General features: G+C 36.0%; 5 protein-coding genes. All 5 read right to left on the minus strand.

Annotated elements, in window-relative coordinates:
* A partial coding sequence (locus ABWO41_RS17250; RefSeq protein WP_502945659.1) for a DUF6814 family protein occupies positions 1-127 on the minus strand: 127 nt, incomplete at its 3' end.
* Positions 128-149: 22 nt separating this feature from the next.
* Positions 150-1,709 (minus strand): MFS transporter, encoded by a 1,560-nt coding sequence (locus ABWO41_RS14590; protein WP_353139582.1) that lies wholly within the window; start codon positions 1,707-1,709, stop codon positions 150-152.
* A 208-nt stretch (positions 1,710-1,917) separates the two neighbouring features.
* Positions 1,918-2,349: a transposase-like zinc-binding domain-containing protein gene (locus tag ABWO41_RS14595; RefSeq protein ID WP_353139585.1), complete on the minus strand. Its 432-nt coding sequence runs from the start codon at positions 2,347-2,349 to the stop codon at positions 1,918-1,920.
* 425 nt (positions 2,350-2,774) lie between these two features.
* Positions 2,775-4,385, minus strand: coding sequence for a DUF4434 domain-containing protein (locus tag ABWO41_RS14600; protein WP_353139588.1), 1,611 nt, complete (start codon positions 4,383-4,385; stop codon positions 2,775-2,777).
* A gap of 45 nt (positions 4,386-4,430) precedes the next feature.
* Positions 4,431-5,291 (minus strand): hypothetical protein, encoded by an 861-nt coding sequence (locus ABWO41_RS14605; protein WP_353139591.1) that lies wholly within the window; start codon positions 5,289-5,291, stop codon positions 4,431-4,433.
* Positions 5,292-5,738: the final 447 nt, after the last annotated feature.

The raw sequence follows: 5,738 nt of genomic DNA on the forward strand, positions 1-5,738 counted from the left end.
CCGGAACGAGATCTTCTGTAGTACCAGTCCCGAACTTCGGGATAGCCTGACTTACTAAAAGGTAATAGCCTGCTACTGCACCAACTATCATCCATACAATCCCCAAAAATCTTCTTATTGCATTCATCGTTTAGTTTTTTATGATTTTATTAATCCTTTGCTTTTTGTTTAGCATCAATATACAGTATTCCTATAACGAAGGATATTCCTGCAATAATTATCGGGTACCACAGTCCTTCCAGATGAGGCTTGTCAAAAGGCAACGCATCACCCGCAGCAGCGGCAATACTATTCGCTGTTTCGGCTTTAGTCGCCAGATAAGTTGCTATTGCAGGTAAAAGCCCTCCAAAAACACCATTACCAATATGATACGGTAAAGACATAGATGTATATCTGATATTTGTTGGGAACATTTCTACCAAAAACGCTGCAATAGGGCCATAAACCATTGCTACATAAACTACCTGTACAAAAACTAAAAGTACTATTGTCCAAAACGAACCACCGGATAAGTCGGTTATTTTCTTAACTGTTGTCTGGTTTGTGGTAAGATTTAAAGTTGATATTTCCTGATAGGCCGTACCATCTTCATATAATTTCTGTACAGTTGTTATTTTAACAGAGTCTGCACCATCATGAATGGTAGAATAACTAACATCGGTAGTTGCTCTATCAGTCATTTCTACTTTTCCTTCTAAACTAGCCGTTTTATAAATTTTATCATAAATAGGTCTATAAGTAAGAATAGCAATCAGCATACCCGCCAGCATAATTCCTTTTCTGCCAATTTTATCGGAAAGCCAGCCAAAAAACACAAAGAATCCGGTTCCCATCATCAAAGCTGTAGCAATTATGTAATTTGTCTGGTCAAACTCTACGTGACAAACAGTTTGTAAGAAAGAGAGCGCATAAAATTGCCCGGTATACCAAATTACACCTTGTCCCATTGCAGCACCAAACAATGCCAGCAATACAAACTTAAAGTTGTACTTTTTACCAAAAGATTCTTTTAAAGGATTTGCTACTGTTTTACCTTCAGCTTTGGCTTTCTTGAAAAGTGGTGATTCATCCATATTTCGTCTAATGAAATAAGAGACAATAACCATTACAATAGAAAGAAGAAAAGGTACCCGCCATCCCCAATCTTCGAAAGACGCTTTATCCATAGAGTTTCTGGTTATCAGAATAACGAAAAGCGAAATAAAAAGACCTACTGTTGCGGTAGTTTGAATCCATGAAGTACGGAGTCCTCTTTTATTAGGTTCAGAATGCTCTGCCACATAAGTTGCAGCGCCGCCATACTCGCCCCCAAGAGCCAGACCTTGCAGAAGACGTAATATTAACACCAGAATGGGTGCAGCAAAACCTATAGTTTCGTAACCGGGTATAAGTCCGATTGCAAATGTAGATAACCCCATCAGTAATAACGTCACCATGAAGGTGTATTTTCTACCAATAAGATCGCCTAAACGTCCGAAGAAAAGTGCTCCAAAAGGTCTTACTACGAAACCCGCAGCAAAAGTCGCTAATGTAGATAAGAAAGCCGCTGTTGGGTTGTCTTGCGGAAAGAACTTGGTTGCTATAATAACAGCCAAGCTACCAAAAATGTAAAAATCGTACCATTCGATCAATGTGCCCGCCGATGAGACACCGATAACTTTCCAAAGGTTTTTACTGTCAACCTTCTCTTTAGGAAGTGTTTCTGCCATATTATATAATTTAGGTTTGGTTATGATTTAGAACTCTTTTGGATGCTCGAAATCTTAACTAAATTTTACAATAAGAAATTTCAAAAACAAAACACATATACACAAATGCTAATATATATACATTATTAAAGTTTAGAACGATGGAATATCAGACTATTAAGAATGTATACCCTTAAGCTATTGTTCCAGACGATTCAGAATGGAGGAACTATTTAAACCGATCCCAATTGATAACCATATACTTATCTCCTAACTCAGTAATTATCATTCCTTTTCCTTTTAAACTTTCTGCTTTAGTAAAGAACTCATGCAATTCCTGATGCCTCATGATTTTATAACTAGGATTATACTTGTTTATCAGCGGCTTTTCACCTAAATGCTTTTTCACAATATTCATCACCGTTACATGACTAATACCAAGTATCCTCTCAATTTCTCTATATGAAATACCTTCTAAATACAGTTGCAGCGCTTTAACCACATAGTAATTGTCAATACTTTTACCCAATTTGCCTACGGTAAAAAAATAACTACATTCTTTGCATTTAAATCGCTGCTTATTATTTATCAATCCACTTTTTACTATATTTTCCGATAGACACTTAGGACATTCTGAAGGTTGTTCGGCATGAATACTCATCACAAGATATATTAATTTAGCAAATATATATTAATTTAGCAACAATAAAACCTGCAGATCTAAATTTCAAAACACACTTTATTATAATTAGCATAAATAAGCTTAAGTGCTGGCATGCCGGAAGTATAGATTAGGCTCATAATAAAACAAATGTATCTGCAAACAATTCGTTAACGTAAACGTAAATATAACAAAATCTCATATTGAAGCATTTCTCTTTCTTAATTTTTTACAGATTAAGCCCAGTAACGAGGCAAGAATGCAGAACACATTAACTTTAAAGCATTACATTACAAAGATAACTTCCCCCCATTTCAACAGAGATCCCTGGTAAAATCAGTATGCTTTTTTCACAATTCAATCTGCATTGATTACATGATCACCACAGCTCATAGTCGCTAATTAAAAACAGCGTTGTGATAGAATTATTTATTCCCTGTAATATATTTTCTGTAGTCGTCAAATGCACCAACTCCGGGGCGAAACGAAGCCCAACTAAACTGCGATATGTTTTGAGTAAACATTCCAGCAATATCCACCAGGAGTTTTAAATCTTTCCAATTTTTAGTGCCGTAGGTGGTTTTACAATTTCCTTTTGTAAACGACTCTATATCTACACCAAATTGTACACCAGATTCGTCACAGGCCTTTTTTACCATAGCAAAATAATTCGGAAGATCAACCAAGAGATCCTCGTTAATGATATTACGTCTTCCCGCACAATCCTGGAGATATAAAATATCTACGCTGGGTGTCTTTTGCAGAATTCGCCTGTAGAAATCATAGGTCATATCTGCCGGTCGGCCCCGCCACAAAGCTGGCGCAACAGCAACCAGGAATTTTTTAGGCTTAGATTTAGCATATACTGCCACTTTTTCCTGATAGTCAGACAATAAATATGCGTCCTCCGGCTTCCACCATCCTCTCCAGAAACCGTCATGGTACTCTTCAGAAATGTACCAGCCAGCCATCAAATCATGATTTGAAAACTTTTCATATAACTCATCTATAATGACTTTATTGGTTTCCAGCAATTTTTTATAAGCTATGGCATCACTTTTTTTCTCCGGATATTTCCCCGCGTTAAGTCCCAATATTACTTTCATATCCGTTTTGTTAGCAGCGTCAAATACATTTTCAATCATATGATACTGCTTTACAATACCGGGTAGTTTGGTTCCACTATAATTTGAGATCGAACCTGTCTTATCATGACGGGTTGCCTGCTGTATAATTACGGTATCGATCCCTACCTCTTTATAAGCTCTAAAAGTAGTTTCCCAATCCAAATTCTCGTGGGGCTTGGCATGTAATTGGATAAAAATACTGCTGAATTTTGCATTTCTCTTAAAAACGGGCTTATATGAAGTTAACTGTTCAAAGCTATCAAAATTCATTACCACGCTATGCGGTTTATTGGAAGTGTTTTCTATGACAAACTCGTAGCCCACAATGCGTCTTAAATTTATTTTGTCTTTTGCATTTTGGGCTTTAAACCATGTATACGGTATCATGATTTGCTGCCAATCTGCTCGGCTCAAATCTACTTGGCTGGTAAAAGAAAATATTTTTAGTGAATCATTTGCCAGAGTATAGCTCTCGTTTTGTTGTAACAGATTAATAACTAAATTATCGGTAGCCAAAGCGTCGCTTTTTATCCATATGGAAAGCCCAAGTGGGTGAAAGCTTAAATCCGGACGGTAATTCCCCCAAAGTTTACGCATAGTTACACGTTCATTTACCGCTCCCTTTGGAGTACCTTTAAATACAAAGTCGCATTTTAAGCTACCGGCCCCCTGATGTTTTGCTACCGGATCAATAGAGAGATTCATTTTAGCAACCGCAGTACCTTCAGTTTTCGTCATCATGAAATAATCGCAGTCATAATCAAAGTTATTTATAAACTTGGTTAATGAGCTTGTCTTTAATGAAGTCAATTCTTTTACCGAAGCAGTGTTTTGTGCTATACTTTTTATCGGCATTGTGTGAAGTACCAATATCAGTATGTATGTCACAAATGAAAATATTTTTATCATGACGTATGTATAAAAGGTATAAAGTTTATTGAATCTCCAATCTTATTAATTATTTAATACTTTTGTAAGCTTTTCCAGAGCAGCCTGCGCCTTATTCTCTAATGCAGCTGTAGTCTTTCCTAAAGCAGGAGTATAAGCTGTTCCGAAAGTTAAATTTCCTGAAGTTTCGTTTTTATAAATAACTATTGCTATATCTGCATCTGCAATAGTCCAGGTAGCCTGTAAACTGGCATCTCCATTAACAATTGTTTCACCTAATCTATTGGGATAAGCTCTTATCTCATCTCTTATTGCTTCGGTCTTATAATAAATTAAATTGGTTTTCGGAGTACCGTATTTAGTAATCAATTTTGATAAGTAGTAATTATAATCATTAACATACTGCACATAGTTCGTGGAATATCTTGCTGTATAAATTGTAGCAGCGCCGTTCAAAACATTATTATTCATTATATATCCATCGAAAGCTGTTGAGTTCTCCCCGGCATAAAGCATGGCTTCTTCATTTGGAGAAGTTGATTTATTTCCTGCTTTTAATTCATAAAGTTGTATTTCAGATCGGGTATTTCCCCATAACCCTAATCGAAAATTAGGCTCCACAACATTAAATGACATACTCTTTGAAGTGGATTTCTTTCCACTTGACAAGGTTAATGTAATTGCCTGGCTTCCATTTTTTGAAGGGATCCATCTTGCTTCTGGTTCGGCACTTTGGAATCCATCGGTTCCTGTCCAGTTGTAAGTTAGCCCCCTATCCATCTCAGCACCCTGCGTTGTAGTTGATTTTAAGATTATATACTGACCTACAGCAATTTTATTGCTACTAGCAGTTATGTTACCAATTTCAGGGATGTTGTTTTCTTTTTTGCAAGCTGATAAGGCACATACAAAGAATAAAAAGCTCATTTTTTTAGTAGATAGTAATTTCATAATTGGTTTAAAATTTTTTAAAACATAAACATATTTGTTTTTATCAGAAAGTACAAGATATTTTAAAAATAATGTTTACGTTAACGAAAGAAATAAACCAAATAGTTCAACAGGAATACAATTTCTCAGGAATAAGCTCGCAGGGCCTCAAGAGCTATAAAGTGTAGTAAATAAAAACATAGTATTTTTCAGATACAAGTTCTCTTACCAGCAGATAAATAATTAATAATCCAAAACCCTTAATAGGGTTTTGGATTATTCTGAACACCAAGAAACTAATTATTATAAGGGTGTTTATAATCCCCGTACGGGCGTTTCACTGTTGGTTTTAATGGGATTTGCATTCCGTTAGTCTCTCCTAACCAGTTAAAGAGCTCCTTTGCCATTTTTTGCACAGTGGATTTATATTCCGGCCGGGTAATT

The organism is Pseudopedobacter sp. (genome assembly GCF_040392825.1).
In the GTDB taxonomy this organism is placed as follows: domain Bacteria; phylum Bacteroidota; class Bacteroidia; order Sphingobacteriales; family Sphingobacteriaceae; genus Pseudopedobacter.